Annotated in this window: 9 protein-coding genes and 3 rRNA genes; all 12 read left to right on the plus strand. The window is 52.9% G+C overall.

What is annotated here, in order from left to right:
* Positions 1-7 precede the first annotated feature (7 nt).
* A complete protein-coding gene (locus F605_RS0106515; protein ID WP_022865090.1) occupies positions 8-1,540 on the plus strand; it encodes a UDP-N-acetylmuramoyl-tripeptide--D-alanyl-D-alanine ligase in 1,533 nt (510 codons plus the stop codon).
* Positions 1,540-2,652, plus strand: coding sequence for a phospho-N-acetylmuramoyl-pentapeptide-transferase (gene mraY / locus F605_RS0106520; RefSeq protein WP_022865091.1), 1,113 nt, complete (start codon positions 1,540-1,542; stop codon positions 2,650-2,652). Before F605_RS0106515 ends, mraY begins: the two co-directional genes overlap by 1 nt.
* Positions 2,649-4,088, plus strand: a complete 1,440-nt coding sequence (gene murD / locus F605_RS0106525) for a UDP-N-acetylmuramoyl-L-alanine--D-glutamate ligase (RefSeq protein WP_022865092.1) — start codon at positions 2,649-2,651, stop codon at positions 4,086-4,088. Before mraY ends, murD begins: the two co-directional genes overlap by 4 nt.
* A gap of 2 nt (positions 4,089-4,090) precedes the next feature.
* The gene (locus tag F605_RS0106530) at positions 4,091-5,437 is read left to right on the plus strand and encodes an FtsW/RodA/SpoVE family cell cycle protein (protein WP_022865093.1); all 1,347 of its coding nucleotides are present in this window, start codon (positions 4,091-4,093) and stop codon (positions 5,435-5,437) included.
* Positions 5,427-6,548, plus strand: a complete 1,122-nt coding sequence (gene murG / locus F605_RS0106535; protein WP_022865094.1) for an undecaprenyldiphospho-muramoylpentapeptide beta-N-acetylglucosaminyltransferase — start codon at positions 5,427-5,429, stop codon at positions 6,546-6,548. Before F605_RS0106530 ends, murG begins: the two co-directional genes overlap by 11 nt.
* The gene (murC, locus tag F605_RS0106540) at positions 6,545-7,951 is read left to right on the plus strand and encodes a UDP-N-acetylmuramate--L-alanine ligase (RefSeq protein ID WP_022865095.1); all 1,407 of its coding nucleotides are present in this window, start codon (positions 6,545-6,547) and stop codon (positions 7,949-7,951) included. Before murG ends, murC begins: the two co-directional genes overlap by 4 nt.
* Positions 7,948-8,835, plus strand: coding sequence for a cell division protein FtsQ/DivIB (locus F605_RS0106545; protein WP_022865096.1), 888 nt, complete (start codon positions 7,948-7,950; stop codon positions 8,833-8,835). The genes murC and F605_RS0106545 overlap by 4 nt, the downstream gene beginning before the upstream one ends.
* A gap of 145 nt (positions 8,836-8,980) precedes the next feature.
* Positions 8,981-11,878 carry a leucine--tRNA ligase gene (locus tag F605_RS0106550; protein WP_022865097.1) on the plus strand — a complete coding sequence of 966 codons (2,898 nt, stop codon included), beginning with the start codon at positions 8,981-8,983 and terminating at the stop codon, positions 11,876-11,878.
* 91 nt (positions 11,879-11,969) lie between these two features.
* Positions 11,970-12,977, plus strand: coding sequence for an aldose 1-epimerase (locus F605_RS0106555; RefSeq protein ID WP_022865098.1), 1,008 nt, complete (start codon positions 11,970-11,972; stop codon positions 12,975-12,977).
* Between the two features lie 492 nt (positions 12,978-13,469).
* Positions 13,470-15,009: ribosomal RNA gene (locus F605_RS0106560) — 16S ribosomal RNA — on the plus strand.
* A 295-nt stretch (positions 15,010-15,304) separates the two neighbouring features.
* Positions 15,305-18,380, plus strand: a 23S ribosomal RNA gene (locus tag F605_RS0106565).
* A 167-nt stretch (positions 18,381-18,547) separates the two neighbouring features.
* Positions 18,548-18,664: ribosomal RNA gene (gene rrf / locus F605_RS0106570) — 5S ribosomal RNA — on the plus strand.
* The 16S, 23S and 5S rRNA genes sit together here, the layout of an rRNA operon.
* The last annotated feature ends 17 nt before the right edge of the window (positions 18,665-18,681 follow it).

Below are 18,681 nucleotides of genomic sequence, written 5' to 3' on the forward strand. Positions count from 1 at the left end.
CGGACAAATGTGGACACTGGGTTGGATTGCTGAAGCCCTGAACCAGCCGTGTAAGAATTCAGAAACTATCATTGAGGGTCGGGTAGTTACCGACTCCCGCGAGGTAGCGCCAGGAGATTTGTATGTAGCTCGTCGTGGAGAAAATTCCGATGGGCATGACTACCTGGAAAGTGCTTTGCGGGCAGGGGCAGCTGCTGCCCTCGTAGAGCGGAAAGAGCCTGCTGAACAGGTAGGTATTCCCTATGTGCAAGTTCCGGAAGCAACCCGCGCGCTCGGATGGCTAGCGCACGCTCATTTAGCAGCATTAAGGCAAAAAGGGAGTGGGAAAAGGCCGGTGTGCGTAGGGATTACCGGGTCAGCCGGTAAAACTACCACCAAGGATTTATTAGCCAGTCTGCTGCAGCTAAAAGGCCAGGTAGTGGCGCCTGAGAAGTCCTACAATAACGAGGTCGGGGTGCCCCTAACCATCCTGCGAGCTGATGAAACTACGGATTTTCTAGTTCTAGAGATGGGAGCTTCTGGACCGGGGCACTTGGCCTTGCTAACTGAAATCGCCCCCTTGGATATGGCGATTGAGCTGATGGTAGGACATGCGCATCTGGGAGGATTCGGCAGCATCGAGGGGCTTGCGCAAGCCAAAGCAGAGCTCCTTTGGGGACTGCGAAACTTTGACGGCAAACGTTACTGGCCTTTAAGTCCGGCAGCAAAGCAAGCCCGCCTAGTATTTCAGCAAGATGGTTATCGCGAGGAACCTCCCTCAGAAAAATCTGCTCCCTCGCTGGCTATCTTGAACTGTGGGGATGACCGGGTACGTCAAATGGCTTCCGGAAAACAGATTCGCTACTTCGGAGAGCTAAAACCAGAGGAAACTGTAGAAGAATCTGCCACTACCAGGGGAGTTTACGCCTCCCAAGTCGCAGTAGACAGTGATGGTCACGCCACCTTCTGGATGACCCGCGGAACAGAAGCCATTAAAGTGAAGTTAGGACTGGTAGGCCGGCATAATGTGTCTAACGCATTGGCAGCAGTTACCGCTGCCACCGAGTTGGGGGTGTCCCTTAACGAGGCTGCGCGCGTACTCGAAAATGCCCGTCCCTTGTCGCAGCACCGTCTAGACGTGCGGGAAATTGAATCTGAGATCACAGTGATCGATGACTCCTATAATGCGAACTTGGATTCTATGCGTTCCGGGATCGCCACCTTAAAGACACTGGCGCAAGCTAAGGGAAGAGGACGTGCGGTGGCAGTCCTGGGAGAAATGCTCGAGTTGGGAGCAGATTCCGGGAATCACCACCGCCTGGTAGGGCAGGCGTGTATTGCAGCGGGAATAGCGGTAGTTGTCACGGTGGGTTCGGAAGCTACCCCGATTTACCAGACTGTTTTAGACCACGCCGAAGCGCAACACTGCGAAAACGTCGAGGAGGCACTTAGAGTGGTTAGGCAGGTTCTAGCTCCCGGCGATACGGTATTAATTAAGGGCTCAAACGGATCTGGGGTCTGGAAAATTGCAGAAGCCTTAACAGGAGGTAGCGAAAGCTAATGGTGCCTTTAGGAATATCGCTATTAACCTCCCTAATAGTATCGCTGGTAGGAACCCCGGTACTGATTCGCGTATTGCGTAAACACCAATACGGCCAGTTCATTCGCAAAGATGGTCCTACTGCGCATTACACTAAGCGCGGCACTCCCACGATGGGGGGACTGGTCATCATTTTGGCGACCGTTTGCGGCTGGGTGGCAGCGCACCTCGCTTCATGGACATTTCCCTCGCCCTCTGGTTGGCTGCTGATGCTACTGATATTGGGGCTAGGGCTGATCGGTTTCCTTGATGACTACATCAAAATCTCGCGTCAACGCTCCCTGGGATTAACTCCCTGGGCAAAGATTGTGGGACAACTGGCAGTAGGAACCACTTTCGGAGTGTTGGCACTGCTATTTCCCCGCCGCGACGAATCTGGGATTGCTATCACCCCGGCCTCTACTAAGATTTCGGTGGTACGCGACGTTAGTGGACTAGATTTAGCGTTCGCTGGGACTGTGGTGGCGTTTATTTTATTCGCTCTGTGGGCTAACTTCTTGATTGCGGCCTGGTCAAATGGAGTAAACCTCACCGATGGTTTAGATGGTTTAGCCTCGGGTGCCTGCCTATTTGCTTTCGGTGCCTACACCGGGGTGGCTACCTGGCAATATTATCAGCGTTGTCCGCTGGTGGACGTGGCTCCCCGAGTTGCTTCTGCCTGCTATGAGGTGCGGGATCCCGCAGATTTGGCGATAATCTCGCTGGCGATTGTGGGCGCCTGCTTCGGCTTTCTCTGGTGGAACACTTCCCCTGCCCAAATTTTCATGGGGGATACCGGGTCTCTAGCCTTAGGCGGAGCCTTTGCAGGATTATCAATTCTGACCCGTACCGAATTCCTGGCAGTCATCATCGGCGGATTGTTTGTATTAATCGTGATGTCAGATGTGATCCAGGTGGGGGTATTTAAGCTTACTCGTAAACGGGTGTTTAAAATGGCTCCCTTACATCACCATTTCGAGCTCAAAGGCTGGAAAGAAGTCACGATTGTGGTTAGGTTCTGGATTATTGCCGGCCTGTTTGCGATTGTAGGCGTTGCTTTGTTCTACGCAGAATGGGTGGTTGCAATAAAGTGACAAACCAAAACTGGGCAGGCCGGGTCATCTGTATTATCGGCCTGGGATCATCGGGCAGAGCCTGTTGTGAAGTGCTCTCCACTCTGGGAGCCAAGGTATATGGGATTGATGGCCAAGAAGAAGCAGTGGCCAATTGCTCCCAGGACTACCCGCACGCTCAGTTCTATCAGGGACAAGGAGATAACTGGGAAGATCTGCTAGATAAGATTGATCCTTCATTGCTAGTGGTCAGTCCCGGGGTACCTCCACGCCATAGCGCTTTCACTTGGGCGAAAAAACACCAGGTGGAACTGTGGGGCGAGGTCGAATTAGCTTGGCAGATCCAAAAAACCGCTACTTCCCGCCCAAACACCCCCTGGCTAACCGTTACCGGTACCAACGGCAAAACCACCACGGTCGGGATGACCCAGTCTATTTTGCAGGCTGCGGGTTATGAGGCACTAGCGGTCGGAAACGTAGGCTCCCCGGTGGTATTAGCCGCTGCTCAGGCTAAAGCCCAAGTATTAGCGGTAGAACTATCCAGCTTCCAGCTCTATACCATTAGCTCCCTATCGCCACTGGCCGCAGTCTGTTTAAATATTGATGCGGATCATTTGGATTGGCATGGGAGTGAAGCAGCCTATGTCGCGGCGAAAGCGCGGGTTTATGAACGTGCCCAAAAAGCCGTCCTCTACAATCAACAAGATTCCCGCACCTTAGACCTAACCTTAGCTGCCGACGTAACCGAAGGATGTCGGGCGATCGGGTTCACTACTGGTATCCCCGATATCTACCAGTTGGGTCTAGTAGAAAATATGCTGATTGATCGCGCCTATAGCGCTAATCCCTATAAAGAGGCAGTAGCACTTGTGGGAATGGGGGATTTTCACTATTACCACGGTGAGCCGGGGATTACGGTGCTCCAAGATGCTTTAGCGGCAGCTGGGCTCACCAGAGCCCTAGGGGTAGCCCCCGAGGCAGTGCGTGACGGAATCCGCAGCTTCGTCCCGCAGGCGCATCGAAGGGCCATCGTAGGTCAGGCTGCGCAGGTCACTTGGATTGATGATTCCAAAGCCACCAACACCCATGCTGCGGCTGCTTCTTTATCCGGAATGCCCCCGGCCTCAGTGGTGTGGATAGCTGGTGGGGATACTAAAGGACAGTCCTTTGATCAGCTAGTTACCCAGATAGCTGCCACTTTACGGGGGGTAGTACTGATCGGGGAAGATCGCTCCGCTTTGCGTGAGGCATTGGCTCAGCACGCCCCTAAGGTTCCAGTAGTGGAAGTTAGCTCCCATGATGACATGATGTTCTCGGTGGTAAACGAGGCAGTCGCGCTCTCGCGTCCCGGAGATAAAGTGATTTTAGCGCCTGCCTGTGCCTCCTGGGATCAGTTTGCAAACTATTCTCAGCGTGGGGAGGCTTTCGCTAATGCCGTGTCCCGTTTGGAGGGATAGCTATGGTGACGCGGGCATCGACCGGAAATAAAAAAAATTCTTCTCAGGGCACAGCCGCTAAAATCAGGAAAAAAATTCCGCGGATTGAAGTTAAACGCGCAGAGTCTTTCCGATCGGATAACCCGGAGGGTAAACGCAAACTCCTGAACCTGTGGCGTTCTATCACCCATACCCCGTTATTCAACTACCAAATGCTGTGGTTCTTGATCATCGCGTTAGCGGTGATTGGATTAATGATGCAATTTTCTGCCTCGGTAATCCTGGAGCTGTCTGCCGGTACCAATCCCTATTGGGGAGTGGCACGCCCCCTGCTAATTATGGCAGTGGGTTTCGCCGCAATGATCTTCATATCGCGTTTACCTGCGGGTTTCTTTGAAAAATTTGCGTTAACGGTAATATTTCCGCTGGCTATTGCCGGTCAGTTAGCGGTGTTTACCTCGCTGGGGCGCGGTCAAGGTGGCAACCGCAACTGGGTTTATATTCCCGGTATTAACCAGGTATTACAGCCTTCAGAGTTCTTAAAAGTAGCCTTTATTTTGCTGCTAGTCACGGTATTCAGTAGTGGCAGGTGCCGAATAGATTCTCTTGGTGACCTTTTCAAATGGGTCGGGCTGCCTTTTATAGTTATTGTGGCCACGGTAATGGCAGGTCACGACATGGGAACCCTGCTTATTTTCGTTTCTATTTTGCTGTGTGTATTACTAATCGCCGGGATTTCTCTGCGTTGGCTCGGGATAGGGATAGGTCTGCTGTCTGTGGCCGCAGTCGGGGCGGTACTGAGTTCTTCTTCCCGCAGGAATCGGGTGCTTTCTTTCTTGCATCCTTCCCAAGCTAATCCTACGGGTTCTGGTCTGCAGCCCCTGCGTGCCAAGTGGGGATTGGGAACCGGGGGACTAACCGGAGTCGGGCCGGGTGCCTCTCGCCAAAAGTGGAATTATTTGCCGGAAGCTCATACCGATTTTATTTACGCAATTTTGGGTGAAGAATTCGGACTATTCGGCACCCTTCTAGTGTTGGTAATTTTCGGGCTGCTCGCCTGGGTACTGAGCCGGTTAATCATCAATGCTACCCACCAGACCACCCGACTTTGTGCTGCGGGAACTTTGGGGTGGCTAGTGGTACAGGCACTCATGAATATCATGGTAGTGATCGGGTTCCTACCTGTAATAGGAGTGCCGCTGCCTCTGATTTCTTCTGGAGGCTCTACGGCGCTGGCAACCCTAATACAAATGGGGGTGCTTTTAAGCTACTTGCGAGCAGAGCCAGGAGTAGCTGCAGCCGTAGCTCACCGGCCAAAATATTTGCGTACTAGCAGAGCCGTCAGATTGGAAAAACGCGATGGAAAATAATAGATCGGTACTTTTAGCCGGAGGGGGAACCGCCGGTCATGTCAACCCGCTGTTGGCTGCGGCGCGCTGTCTGCGAGATCAAGGCTGGAAGGTTACGATTATCGGTACTAGGGAAGGCAAAGAGACCGAGCTAGTACCCGCTGCCGGCTTCGATTTGCACTATATCCCCCGGATACCGTTGCCGCGCCGTCCTTCTTTGCAGTTCTTTACCATTCCCAGCCGGATGCGGGAGACGGTAAAGAAGATAGAATCGCTAATCCAAAAGAAGAAGGTGGGAGTAGTCATCGGCTTTGGAGGTTATGTTTCCACTCCTGCCTATTTAGCGGCGCGGCGTGCACAGGTACCGCTGGTAATCCATGAACAAAACGCTCGTCCCGGCTTGGCCAACCGGTTAGGGGCACGGTGGGCCAAAGTGGTAGCTTTAACTTTTCCCTCCACGAAACTTAAGGCCAAGCAGGGGCGAACCACTTGCATCGGGTTACCTTTGCGACCCGAAATAGCGGAGTTGGCTAAAAAACGTCACGATCGGTCGGAACAAAAACGTCAGCGGGAGCTGGCTCTAAAGTCTTTTGATCTAGGTGTGCAGCTACCAACCTTGCTGGTCACTGGGGGATCTTTGGGAGCACTTTCCCTAAACCAAGCTTTGCAGGAGGCGGCGGCACAGTTGCCGGAAGATATCCAGGTAATTCACTTAACTGGCAAAGATAAAGATGAGTCGGTGCGCCAGGCTCTTCCCGAATCTTTAAAGCCGCGTTATCGGGTTTTAGATTACCTGGTGGATATGGAAAGGGCACTAGCCGCCGCGGACTTGGTGGTTTGTCGTTCCGGTGCCGGTACGGTGGCGGAGATGACCGCCTTAGCATTACCGGCAGTCTATGTACCACTACCGATTGGGAACGGCGAGCAACGTCTTAACGCCGAAGACGCGGTAAAAAGTGGAGGTGCGCTGCTAGTTGATAACGCCCAGTTTAATGCGGATTTCGTTACCAGACAGGTAGTGCCCTTACTGTTGTCGCCAGAACGTTTGCAACAAATGTCGCGAGCACTCCCGGAAGAGGGAATCGATGCCGCGGAGAAACTGGCACAAATCGCTAAGGAAGTATGCCGATGAGCGAGAAAAAATACCATTTTATCGGGGTTGGGGGAGCCGGAATGTCGGTGGTTGCGCAGCTTTTTGCGGCGCGTGGCTGGGAACTGACCGGTTCGGATCAAAACGAATCCGATAACTTAAAGAAACTACGGGATCTAGGAGTCGCATGTTGGGTGGGTACCCGCCCGCAGCTGATTACCCCCGACATGACTATTGTTTATTCCAGTGCAATTCGCCCTAGTAATCCCGAATTCGCGGCGGGTAAAGCCGCCGGTTGTAAGTTTATGCATCGCTCCCAGGCGCTGGCGCTCGCGGCGGCCGACCGGAAGTTCGTGGCCGTGGCGGGGGCACATGGTAAAACCACTACTTCTGGCATGTTGGCGCAAACTCTTTCCCAGCTGGGAGCAGATCCCTCTTTTGCGGTGGGAGGAATAGTCCGTCATTACCAAACTGGAGCCCATCTGGGTAAAGGCGAGTATTTTATTGCCGAGGCCGACGAATCTGACGGTTCTTTCCTGAACTACCGCCCCCAGGTGGCGATTATTACCAATATTGAGCCCGACCACCTCGATAACTATGGATCAGCAGAAAAGTTCGCGGAGGCATTTTTTGATTTCAGCAACTGTATTAAACCAGGGGGAACGCTGATTGTTTGTACTGATGATCCCGGTTGTCACCAGCTGGTTCAGCGCCGGGAAGCTATGCCAGCTAACTCCGCTGCCCCTGGCATGCGGATCCTCGGTTATGGGGGGGAGAAACCTTCCCTGCACTTGGATGAGTTTTGCCTGATTAAACCGCTGGTGGAAGATACTACCTCGGTATCTGCAAATTTCACGGTGGCGGGGAAAACTACCGCCGTCCGCCTGCCGATGCCGGGGCAGCATAACCTATTAAATGCGGCAGCAGTGTTCTTAGGAGCACAAGTTGCCGGTTTCTCTGCGCCAGAGATTGCTCAGGCTTTAGGGGATTTCGAGGGAACCGCGCGTCGGTTTGAAACCAAAGGTGAAGTAGGAGGGATCCGGGTAATCGATGATTACGCCCATCATCCCACCGAAGTGGAAGCCCTGATGCACCAGGCGCGCGAGGCAGCCGGGGGAGGACGCGTTCTAGTGTTATTCCAGCCGCATCTGTATTCGCGTACCCGCAATTTTGCTCCCCGTTTTGCCCGGGCTCTTGATCTGGCTGATCAAGTGGTTGTGTGCGATATTTTCCGGGCACGAGAGGATCCCATTGCGGGGGTAACTTCCCAGCTAATCACGGAAGAAATGCAGCGCGGCTCCTACTTGGGGGATCGGGATGAGGCGGCACGCATGCTCGCTAATGCGGCTGAACCAGGAGATTTGATCTTGACTGTGGGAGCGGGAGATGTGACCGTGGCCGGGGGGCTGATTTTAGAGGTTTTAACCCAGAGGTTCGCGCAGTGACTTCCCGCAAATCTTCTTTTTCGCGCCGTTCTAAAGCCACCGAAGTATCCAAAAATACGCGAGTACGTACTAATCGGCGGCAGGCAAGCAGGGGAGAAAAAGCGGTGTCCCTGCCGCAGTCCCGGAAAGTCACATTAGCTTCAAAAGATCGAGCTGTGGTATCCAGTGGGCTGGCGCAGCGACGCGAAGAAATCGCGCAGATAAAGCGGCGTACACGACTGCGCCGCGGCGGTATCGGGGCGCTAATCGTGGTAATCATAGTGGCATTGGGGTACCTGTTCTGGTTTTCCCCGGTTTTTGCCTATGATCCCGGCAAGACCCGAGTTGTAGGCGCTAGCGCACAAGTTTCCGCGGGACAGATAAAAGAAGAGCTATCGGCCTATGCGGGACAACCCTTGATGCGAGTACCTACGGGTCAGGTTGCCGCTACGCTGCAAAAAGAGAATCCGTGGATTAAACAAATTGGAGTTAGCCGGGAGTTTCCCCGCGGGATGGTGGTGCATTTGACGTTGCGAAACCCGGTGGCTAAAACCACGCAAGGATCATTGGTTGATCTAGAAGGGAAAGTATTTCCGGCTAAGGGATTCGAAGTATCAAATCTGGTAACGATAGCTAGTTCTTGCCGGGCAAGCGATAATCGTGACTGTTTGAAATCGGCAGCTAGCGTGGTGGAATCATTGCCGCCGGAAATTACCAAGAAAACTCAGCAGGCACAAGCAATACGGCCAGAAAATATTGAGCTGCAATTGGCTTCAGGGCAAAAAGTTATCTGGGGCGCCAGTAAAGATAATCAAAAGAAAGCGCAGGTGCTGTCAGTGCTTTTGCAACGCGGAGGCAGTGTCTATAACGTCACCGATTACGCTCATCCCACCATAATCGGATAATGATCGTTTGGCAGGTAACGGGAAACTAAGTTCACCAGCGGCAAATAAAATTTTTTGCGACCGGTTTCATTCTCTTAGCGGGAAAATCGGGGAGTGTCCGCTATGGGGTAGGCTTTGAGGGAGAAATGAAGGGAGAAAATAGTCCATGAGCAATAGCGCTAGCGATATACCGGCATATCGATACACCGCCCAGATGGCAGGTCAGATCGAGGAAAAATGGCAAAAATATTGGTTAGATCAAGGCACTTTCAATGCCGATAACCTGGTGGGTTCCCTAGCCGGCCCCGGGGCGAAGAAAGATCCTTTCTTCGTAATGGATATGTTCCCTTACCCCTCAGGCAAAGGCCTGCACGTAGGACACCCGCTAGGCTACATCTCCACCGATGTCACGGGACGCTTCCAGCGGATGCAAGGGAAGAACGTCCTCTACACCATGGGGTATGACGCTTTTGGCTTGCCCGCGGAGCAATACGCGGTAACCACCGGGCAGCATCCGCGCAAGACGACCAACGAAAATATTGCTACTATGCAGCGGCAATTAGCGCGCATTGGGCTCTCCCACGATCAGCGACGTTCTTTCGCTACTATTGATCAGGACTATTATCGCTGGACGCAGTGGATTTTCTTGCAGATTTTCAATTCGTGGTACGACCCGGAGGCTACCCGCCCAGATGGAGGCAAAGGCGCGGCTCGTCCTATTCAAGAGCTGATCGAAAAGTTTGCCAGCAGGGAAAAGCCTCTACCCGAGGGGGCAAAGTGGAGTGACTTAACTGCGAAGCAGCGTGAGGACGTCCTCGAAGATTACCGCCTGGCATACCTTTCTTACGCGCCCGTTAACTGGTGTCCGGGATTGGGCACGGTGCTGGCGGATGAGGAAGTTACTTCCGAGGGGCGCTCCGAACGCGGAAACTTCCCGGTATTTCGCTCTCATTTGCGGCAATGGATGATGCGGATTACCGCCTATGGCGACCGCCTAATTCAGGATCTAGCCACTTTGGATTGGCCGGAAAAAGTGCGCACTATGCAGGAAAACTGGATTGGACGTTCTCATGGTGCCACGGTAACTTTCCAGGTAGACACGGAAAAGCTGCAGGTCTATACCACCCGTCCCGACACTTTGTTTGGAGCCACCTTTATGGTGGTAGCCCCGGAGCATCCAATTCTTTCCGGCGGGGGAGAAAGTGAACTTCCCACAGGAGCACTAGCAATTCCCGCCCAGTGGCCGGAAGGTACTCGCGATGCCTGGACGGGGGGATATGAAAATCCGCAGCAGGCAGTGCGCGCCTACCAACAGCAGGCAGCTGCTCGCAGCGAGCTTGAGCGCGGGGGAGACTCCCACGAGAAAACCGGGGTATTTACTGGTTTGTTTGCTACTAATCCGGTCAATAATCGTCCGATTCCGGTTTTCACCGCCGACTACGTGATGATGGGGTACGGCACTGGCGCGATTATGGCGGTTCCTGCCCATGACCAGCGCGACTGGGACTTCGCTAAGAAATTTGACTTGGATATTATCTATACGATTACTCCCGGACCAGATGCGGAAAAAGACACGGCCTGGATTGGGGATGGGGTCATCCAGAATTCGGCTAATGACCAGATTTCCCTTAACGGTTTAGGTAAAGCTGAGGCCATTAAGAAAATAACTTCCTGGCTGGAAACTGCGGGACTAGGGGAAGCTACTACCACTTATCGCCTGCGCGATTGGTTATTCTCCCGCCAGCGCTACTGGGGGGAACCATTCCCGGTGGTCTATGACGAAGACGGAGTGGTACATGCCCTCCCCGAGTCGATGTTGCCCCTGGATTTGCCGGAAGTAGATAATTTCTCTCCGCGTACTTTCGCCCCCGACGATGCTGACTCTTCACCCGAGGCTCCACTAGGGCGCGCGGAGGACTGGATAAAAGTAGAACTCGACCTGGGACAGGGTAAAAAAACCTATTACCGGGACACTAACGTGATGCCTAACTGGGCGGGTTCTTGCTGCTACGAGCTGCGTTACCTCGATCCCGGGGAGAAAGATTTCCTAGCTAACCCCGAAAATGAGCGTTACTGGATGGGACCGCGCGAGGGGGCGTCCTCGGGAGGTACCGATCTGTATGTAGGCGGGGTAGAACACGCGGTCTTGCACTTGCTCTATGCGCGTTTCTGGCACAAAGTGCTCTATGACCTGGGGTATTTATCTAGCCTGGAACCCTTCCATAAGCTGTTTAACCAAGGATATATCCAGGCCTATGCCTATACGGACAAGCGGGGAGCCTACGTGCCCGCTTCCGAAGTCCAGGGCGATGAGGCTAGCGGGTTTACCTATGAAGGGGAGCCAGTAAATCGTGAATACGGCAAGATGGGTAAATCCTTGAAGAATATCGTTACTCCGGACGATATTTGTGCCGAATACGGGGCGGATACTTTCCGGGTATATGAAATGTCAATGGGGCCGCTAGATATGTCACGGCCTTGGGAAACTCGGGCAGTGGTTGGCTCGCAGCGCTTTTTACAACGTCTGTGGCGCAATGTGGTTGATGAAAATACTGGTGAAGTTACCGTTAGCGAGGATGCGCCCGATTTGGAAACCCAGCGTGCCCTGGCCAAGGCGATTGCGGCGGTAACCGAGGATTACCGGGAAATGCGTCTTAACCTGGTGGTTTCGGATCTGATTGTGCTCAATAATCATTTAACTGCGCTGAAAGCGGTTCCTCGGGAAGCCGCGGAGGCATTGGTGCTAATGATTTCTCCGCTTGCTCCCCATATTGCCGAAGAGCTTTGGAATCGGCTGGGGCATTCCTCCTCACTGGCGCGCGAGCCTTTCCCGGTAGTAACTGATGAATCCTTGCTGGTAGAAGAGGAAATTACTGCGGTGGTACAGATTAACGGCAAGGTAAAATATCGCCTGCAAGTGCCGCAATCTATTTCTGCTGAAGAGCTAGAAAAACAGGCACTGGAAACTGAAGTGGTGCAGCGTAATCTTGCGGGAAGCGCACCTTTGAAAGTGATCGTGCGGGAACCAAAATTGGTGAACGTGGTGATAAGGAAAAGTAAATAATAAGCATAAATGCCTTGGATAATATGCGGGAGTAATAGACTCGTAAACAAGGGAAATAAGGCAATACCTTGATTATTTTTAAGGAGCAAACTTGAGCCAAGAAACCTGGACGCTGAAAGCGGGCAATGACTCGGTGTCGATAGCCAAAATCGGGGCAACTGTCCTGGATTGGCAGGTAGAAGACCAATTTCAAAGCATTTCGGAGGTTCCGCTGCTTCCTGACAGCGGGCATACTCTACAGCAGCGTACGGTACACGTCCTTGACGGCTATCGTGACGCCGTAGAGGCCCGGAATATGGACGGTTTCCGGAATGCGGTTATGGTTCCCTGGTCTAATCGTCTGCGGGATGGCAAATATAAGTTCCAAGGACGCGAGTATGACTTCGCAGGAAAAACTGCTGGTGGCTCGCAGGCTATTCATGGTTTGGTAGCAGATCAACCTTTTGAATTAGTGGAGTCGGGCGAAGATTTCCTGCGGGCAAGGGCTCAGGTGCCAAAGCTGGAAGCCTATCCCTTTGAGGTGGAAGTGGAAGTTACCTATCGCCTCTCTGCTGATCCCCATCGGCTTTCCCTAGATATTGTGGCTAAGAATAACGGTGAGGGGGACGCTCCGATTTCTTTGGGGTGGCATCCTTATCTGGTGTGCCAGGGAGGTAGCGCGGAAACTACTAAGATCACCGTGCCTTCCCAAGTTCGTATCCAAACTGATAAGAATCTGATCCCTAAACCAGGAATAAAAGGATTTTCTACCCAAGCATATCCGGTTACTCTGGTGCACCGCCGCGACATTGATTGGGGCATGACCTCTTTGGTCGCCGAAGATGGGGTGGCGACCGCCTTAGTTGACCATGTCGATGGTTCTCAAACCGCCGTAGAGTTAATTGGTGCCCGCCAAGGCCTGGGCTTAGGGTCTTTCCAGATCTATACCGGTCAGGCTTTAGCCCATCGCCGCGGCATCGCAGTAGCGGTAGAGCCACTGCTGGCAATGACGGATGCTTTTAATCGGCCAGAATGTGAAGCACTTATTACGGTAGGACCGGCGCAGGTGCAGGAATTTCATGCTGCCTTGGAGCACCGTAGTCCTCTTAAGCGAAAGTAGGCTTATCGCGACTGCCCGATTCTTACGCTAATCACCGCCACCATGAAATCGATTTCTTGGTGGCGGTGATTTTTAGTCTCTCGCAATGTTTACGCAGGTAAATGCCGGATTGTCAACAAATTTTTGTGGCTTCCCTTACTTTTAGGCATTTTGGTTTGACGCCACGCATCCAGGGCGGTAACTTTGTATTCGTTGCCGAGCGCAGAGGCCGGCGGGAGAAAAACTTTCCCGCCGCTTATTTTTTGCTCGCGACGAATCCTGACCGGCCAGTTTGGTTGGTTTGTGGTTTGGTTGTTTGTGTTCTCGATAGTGTGTTTTTTTGTTTTGTTTGTGTGGGATTGAACTGGGGTGCCTGCTGGTTTTGGTGGGTGTTTTGGTTTTTTTCTGTTTTTTGTTTTTTTGATGCTGATGATTTTGGAACGTTTTGTTTTTTGATTGTTGGTGTTTGTTTTTGCTGGATTGTTTTCTGGCTTGAACCGATGTTTTTGGTTTTTGTTGGAGAGTTTGATCCTGGCTCAGGATGAACGCTGGCGGCGTGCTTAACACATGCAAGTCGAACGGGATCCAAGAAGTGCTTGCACTTTTTGGTGAGAGTGGCGAACGGGTGAGTAACACGTGAGTAACCTGTCCTTTTCTTTGGGATAAGCTTCCGAAAGGGTGTTTAATACCTTATGTTCTGTCTGCCTCGCATGGGGTGGGTGGGAAAGATTTTTTCGGTAAAGGGTGGGCTCGCGGTCTATCAGCTTGTTGGTGGGGTGATGGCCTACCAAGGCTTTGACGGGTAGCCGGCCTGAGAGGGTGGTCGGTCACATTGGGACTGAGATACGGCCCAGACTCCTGCGGGAGGCAGCAGTGGGGGATATTGCACAATGGGCGAAAGCCTGATGCAGCGACGCCGCGTGGGGGATGAAGGCCTTCGGGTTGTAAACTTCTTTTGCTCTGAACAAGGCGCACCGTGGGGTGTGTTGAGTGTAGGGGTTGATTAGCGCCGGCTAACTACGTGCCAGCAGCCGCGGTAATACGTAGGGCGCGAGCGTTGTCCGGAATTATTGGGCGTAAAGGGCTTGTAGGTGGCTGGTTGCGTCTGTCGTGAAAGCTCATGGCTTAACTGTGGGTTTGCGGTGGGTACGGGCTGGCTTGAGTGCAGTAGGGGAGGCTGGAATTCCTGGTGTAGCGGTGGAATGCGCAGATATCAGGAGGAATACCGGTGGCGAAGGCGGGTCTCTGGGCTGTTACTGACACTGAGGAGCGAAAGCATGGGGAGCGAACAGGATTAGATACCCTGGTAGTCCATGCTGTAAACGGTGGGAACTGGGTGTGGGGGGCTTTTTTGTCTTCTGCGTCGTAGCTAACGCGTTAAGTTCCCCGCCTGGGGAGTACGGTCGCAAGGCTAAAACTCAAAGGAATTGACGGGGGCCCGCACAAGCGGCGGAGCATGCGGATTAATTCGATGCAACGCGAAGAACCTTACCAAGGCTTGACATGCACTGGACCGATCCAGAGATGGGTTTTCCTTTTTGGCTGGTGTGCAGGTGGTGCATGGTTGTCGTCAGCTCGTGTCGTGAGATGTTGGGTTAAGTCCCGCAACGAGCGCAACCCTTGTCCTATGTTGCCAGCAAGTTGTGTTGGGGACTCGTGGGAGACTGCCGGGGTTAACTCGGAGGAAGGTGGGGATGACGTCAAATCATCATGCCCCTTATGTCTTGGGCTTCACGCATGCTACATTGGCGTCTACAGAGGGTTGCGATACCGTAAGGTGGGGCGAATCTCTTAAAGGGCGTCTTGGTTCGGATCGGGGTCTGCAACTCGGCCCCGTGAAGGTGGAGTCGCTAGTAATCGCAGATCAGCAACGCTGCGGTGAATACGTTCTCGGGCCTTGTACACACCGCCCGTCACGTCACGAAAGTTGGTAACACTCGAAGCTTGTGGCCTAACTCTTTTTGAGGGGGAGCGGGTGAAGGTGGGGCTAGCGATTGGGACGAAGTCGTAACAAGGTAGCCGTACCGGAAGGTGCGGCTGGATCACCTCCTTTCTAGGGAGAATTGTTTATTTAAAGCGCGAATGAAACGGAAAAACACTTTCCCCCCAGGGCTGTGGCTTTTGGGTTTGGTTTTGGGGGGCTGTCGGGTATAGGAACAATCAGGCCCCTTGGGTTTGTTTGTTTGGCTCATTGACTTTCAAGGGTTTGGTGCTTTTGGGGTTTTTTGGGTTGGTTGTTTGTTTTTTGGAGAGTGGATGTGAGTGTCTTTGTGATGCTTTTGATGTGAGAATCTTGTTCGTTGACCGCCTCGTTTTTTGGGGTGGTTGGTGTTTTTTTGTTTATTGGTTTGTTTTTTGTTTTGAGCGTTTGGTGGATGCCTTGGCATCGTGTGCCGATGAAGGACGTTGTGGCTGGCGATAGCCTCGGGGAGTTAGCGAGCGTGCGTTGATCCGGGGGTTTCCGAATGGGGTAACCTAACCATAGTTGTGTGTGGTTGGCGCGCACTGAAGTTTTGATAGGTGTGTGTTGGTAGGGTGGGAAGTGAAACATCTTAGTACCGCCTTTTGTGAGATAGTCCGTGTGTAGTGGTGAGCGATAGCGGGTGTTGGCTAAACCGTTTGCGTGTGATACTCGGCAGGGGTTGCGCGGGCGGGGTTGTGGGACGAAGTCGTTGAGAATCTGCCGGTTCTTGGAGCGTTTTTGTGTGTGCGAGGTGAACAGGTTGGGATGCCTGGCCGTAGACCGTGAGAGTCGGGTAGCTGGTTGTGCATGCTTTGCGTTGGGTTTTGTTCCCGAGTAGCGCGGGGCTCGTGGAATCTCGTGTGAATCTGCCCAGACCATTGGGTAAGCCTGGACGGGCATGGTGACCGATAGTGGATTAGTACCGTGAGGGAATGGTGAAAAGTACCCCGGGAGGGGAGTGAAATAGTTCCTGAAACCAAGCGTTTTTAAGCCGTCAGAGCCGCGGGGTCTTCGGACTGGTGTGGTGGTGGCGTGCCTATTGAAGAATGAGCCTGCGAGTTATGTTGCGTTGCGAGGTTAACCTGTTGTGGGGTAGTCGTAGGGAAACCGAGTCCTGGGGGCGTTTTAGTTGCGTGGCATAGACCCGAAGCGGGGTGATCTACCCATGGCCAGGTTGAAGCGGCGGTAGAACGTCGTGGAGGACCGCACCCACCAGGGTTGAAAACCTGGGGGATGAGCTGTGGGTAGGGGTGAAAGGCCAATCAAACTCCGTGATAGCTGGTTCTCCCCGAAATATATTTAGGTATAGCGTTCCATCTTTTGCTTGCGTGTGGTAGAGCTACTGGTTGGTTGATGGGCCTTGTTGGTTACTGAGATCTGCTAAACTCCGAATGCGCGTTAAGTTGGTGGGGCAGTCAGACAGCGGGGGATAAGCTTCGTTGTCGAGAGGGAAACAGCCCTGATCATCGGTTAAGGTCCCTAAGTGTGTGCTGAGTGGAAAAGGATGTGTAGTTGCGTTGACAGCCAGGAGGTTGGCTTAGAAGCAGCCACCCTTGAAAGAGTGCGTAATAGCTTACTGGTCGAGTGATTGTGCGCCGATAATGTAGTGGGGCTTAAGCATGCCACCGAAACTGTGACTACAACATTTTTTGTTGTGGGGTAGGGGAGCGTCCTGCATTGTTGTAGCGGCCTGGTGATGGGTCGTGTGTGGTGTGGGAGTGAGAATGCAGGCATGAGTAGCGAGTCCAGCGTGAGAATCGCTGGCGCCGATAAACTAAGGGTTCCAGGGGAAGGTTTATCCGCCCTGGGTTAGTCGGGTCCTAAGGCGAGGCCGTCAGGCGTAGTCGATGGTTGAGCAGTTGATATTCTGCTACCGGGATAGGACCGTTTTTTGATGCTCTTACTTTTGAGCTTGACGCCCTTTTCAGTTTTTGTCTTCCTTCGGGTTGGCAGGGATTGTTGGGTTTTGGGTTTTTGGTTTGAGTGTTTTAGCTTCGTGGTGACACAGTGAGATTGCCTGGCGCGGTGGTGGTTTACCGTGTTCAAGCCTGTAGCCTGTCTTCTAGGTTAAATCCGGGAGGCGTTAAGGGTGAGGGGTGATGGTGAGGCCTTTTTGGGTCGATAACAGGGTTGGTCTGTACTGTCGAGAAAAGCTGCGTTGTGAGGTGTTGTTCCGCCCGTACCCTAAACCGACTCTGGTAGTTGGGTAGAGAATACTAAGGCGAGCGAGTGAATCGTGGTTAAGGAATTCGGCAAATTGCCTCCGTAACTTCGGGAGAAGGAGGCCCCACCCTTTGAAACTGCTTTTCGTGGTTAGGGGGTGTGGGGTGCAATAGCAAGATGGAAGCGACTGTTTATCAAAAACATAGGTGCGTGCGAAGCCGTAAGGCGAGGTATACGCACTGACGCCTGCCCGGTGCCGGAAGGTTAAGAGGAGCTGTTAGCTTTGGCGAAGCGGTGAATTTAAGCCCCGGTAAACGGCGGTGGTAACTATAACCATCCTAAGGTAGCGAAATTCCTTGTCGGGTAAGTTCCGACCTGCACGAATGGCGTAACGACTTCTGTGCTGTCTTGACCGCGAACTCGGCGAAATTGCATTACGAGTAAAGATGCTCGTTACGCGCAGCAGGACGGAAAGACCCCGGGACCTTTACTATAGCTTGGTATTGGTGGCTGGTTGTGTTTGTGTAGGATAGGTGGGAGACGTTGAAGCAGGAACGCTAGTTTTTGTGGAGTCGGCAAGTGAAATACCACTCTGATGTTGCTGGTTATCTGAACCTGGGCCCATTATCTGGGTTAGGGACAGTGCCTGGTGGGTAGTTTAACTGGGGCGGTTGCCTCCTAAATGGTAACGGAGGCGCTCAAAGGTTTCCTCATCCTGGTTGGTAATCAGGGTTCGAGTGTAAGTGCACAAGGAAGCTTGACTGTGACACTGACGGGTGGAGCAGGTACGAAAGTAGGAACTAGTGATCCGGCAATGGCTTATGGAAGCGTTGTCGCTCAACGGATAAAAGGTACCCCGGGGATAACAGGCTGATCTTGCCCAAGAGTCCATATCGACGGCATGGTTTGGCACCTCGATGTCGGCTCGTCGCATCCTGGGGCTGGAGTTGGTCCCAAGGGTTGGGCTGTTCGCCCATTAAAGCGGTACGCGAGCTGGGTTCAGAACGTCGTGAGACAGTTCGGTCCCTATCCGCTGCGCGCGTTAAGACTTGAAAAAGTCCTGTCCCTAGTACGAGAGGACCGGGATGGACGAACCTCTGGTGTGCCAGTTGTACCGCCAGGTGCATGGCTGGTTGGCTATGTTCGGAAAGGATAACCGCTGAAAGCATCTAAGCGGGAAGCCTGCTTTAAGATGAGGTCTTTTAGGTTCCCAGCAGACTACTGGGTAGATAGGCCAGAAGTGTACACGTTGTAAAACGCAAAGCTGACTGGTACTAAAGAACCATTAAAAAACAAAACACAACACAAAGAACACAGTGTTCAAGCATCCCACACCATTTCGTCACGAAGACGCTCACACCCACTCTCCTTGATCCGTTAACAAGAACGGTGCCCCCCCCAAAAGAAGCTAACCAAACCTAATGGTTAGCAGTTATAAAAATAGTGGGGGTGGAACACATAGTCTTGTGGTGGTCATAGCGCCTAGGACACGCCCAGTCCCATCCCGAACCTGGAAGCTAAGCTAGGCAACGCTGATGGTACTACGCCCCAACGAGCGCGGGAGAGTAAGAAACCACCACAACCACATTAAACAGGCAG

The sequence above is a fragment of the Varibaculum cambriense DSM 15806 genome (genome assembly GCF_000420065.1).
Taxonomy (GTDB): Bacteria; Actinomycetota; Actinomycetes; order Actinomycetales; family Actinomycetaceae; genus Varibaculum; species Varibaculum cambriense.

Coding starts and splice junctions, on each gene's coding strand:
- F605_RS0106515 (WP_022865090.1), top strand. CDS start 8: ATGTGGACACTGGGTTGGATTGCTGAAGCCCTGAACCAGCCGTGTAAG.
- mraY (WP_022865091.1), top strand. CDS start 1,540: ATGGTGCCTTTAGGAATATCGCTATTAACCTCCCTAATAGTATCGCTG.
- F605_RS0106530 (WP_022865093.1), top strand. CDS start 4,091: ATGGTGACGCGGGCATCGACCGGAAATAAAAAAAATTCTTCTCAGGGC.
- murG (WP_022865094.1), top strand. CDS start 5,427: ATGGAAAATAATAGATCGGTACTTTTAGCCGGAGGGGGAACCGCCGGT.
- murC (WP_022865095.1), top strand. CDS start 6,545: ATGAGCGAGAAAAAATACCATTTTATCGGGGTTGGGGGAGCCGGAATG.
- F605_RS0106550 (WP_022865097.1), top strand. CDS start 8,981: ATGAGCAATAGCGCTAGCGATATACCGGCATATCGATACACCGCCCAG.